At 61.0% G+C, this 1,301-nt stretch carries 1 protein-coding gene; it reads right to left on the reverse strand.

Annotation, left to right across the window (positions count from 1 at the left end; translation table 11 throughout):
• Positions 1-84 precede the first annotated feature (84 nt).
• Positions 85-1,221: an IS481 family transposase gene (locus PQR54_RS38810; RefSeq protein WP_408255430.1), complete on the reverse strand. Its 1,137-nt coding sequence runs from the start codon at positions 1,219-1,221 to the stop codon at positions 85-87.
• Between the last annotated feature and the right edge of the window lie 80 nt (positions 1,222-1,301).

Below are 1,301 nucleotides of genomic sequence, written 5' to 3' on the forward strand. Positions count from 1 at the left end.
GTGTATGGACTCGGGACATGGGTAACACACGTATCGGGACATGGGTAACACACGTATCGGGACATGGGTAACACATTAAGCCGGTCATTTCGTCAGGTTCAGGTTGATGGTATCGAAATGATGATGGGCAATGTAAAGGTCGTAGCAGTCAGGTTGCGTTGTGCTTGGCCGGATGGCAACGGGAAGATTCTCAAGCGCGCTTGAGACCTTGAAGCGTCGGGACATGAAGCGCAGCTCGCCATTGACGCGCACCCGCACGACGGTATCTGCGTCGCCATACTGCAGCGGCGGTAGCCGCTCGGGATAGGGGCGTGGACTCGGCCTGTAACGCGTGATTGGCGTGTCCATGTCCAGCGCCTGATGCGGGCGCTGCGTGTTGTAGACGATACGCCAGGTGTCGAATGCCCGCTGTGCGCCACAGAAACTGGCGAAGTGCCTGCCGCTGAGCAGTTCAGCCTTCAGCGTACGGTGAAACCGCTCGTCCTTGCCGTTGGTCTGCGGATGTGCCGGGCGGCTGTACGAGATCTTCACGCCCAGACGGATCAGCCAGATGCCCAGCGTGGTGAGCTGTCCTGGCTGGGCAGGACTTCCCCATGGCGAGCCGTTGTCGGCGTTGATGCGCAACGGCAGCCCGTAGCGGCGGAACGCCTCGCGCAGCCGCCGGCGTACGACCTGCGTGTCGGTCGGACCACAGGCGTCGAGCACGATGTTAAAGCGTGAATGGTCATCGAGCACGGTCAGCGGCGAGCAGCGCCGGCCATCGATGAGTTCAATCCAGCCCTTGAAATCCATCTGCCACAGATCATTGGGCTGCTCGTGCTCGAAGCGCTTCCAGGGCGCGGCCGCCAGGGATGCCTCGGGCACGATCAGGCCGTGTCGATGCAGAATCCGGGTCATGGTGCCCGCCGTGGGCACGACAGGCTCGCCGAGATCACGCAGCCGCCGTTCGAGTTTGCGTCCACCCCATCGATGTTCATTACGTAGCGAAACCACCCGCTGCTCAATCTCGCAGGTCGTACGGTTCGGGCTGGATAGCGGCCTGCGCGAGCGGTCTTCCAGCCCGGCTTCGCCAGACTGTGCGTACCGGTTGAGCCACTTGTAGCCGGTCTTCGGGCTGATGCCGTAACGCTGGCACAACTCGCGACGGTTTGCGCCTTTCTGCAGGGCAAGCCGAACAAATTCCAGACGTAGGTTCACGGTATCTCTCGGGTTCCACGACATGGCCAGCTCCGGAAAAAACGTCTCCAGAGTGTTACCCATGTCCCGATACACCTGTTACCTATGTCCCAGTTCCATACACC

The sequence above is a fragment of the Paraburkholderia phytofirmans genome (assembly GCF_046028095.1).
GTDB lineage: Bacteria > Pseudomonadota > Gammaproteobacteria > Burkholderiales > Burkholderiaceae > Paraburkholderia > Paraburkholderia phytofirmans_A.

Bases quoted from the DNA above. Each gene is read 5' to 3' on its own strand.
- PQR54_RS38810 (WP_408255430.1), bottom strand. From the start codon at position 1,221: ATGTCGTGGAACCCGAGAGATACCGTGAACCTACGTCTGGAATTTGTT.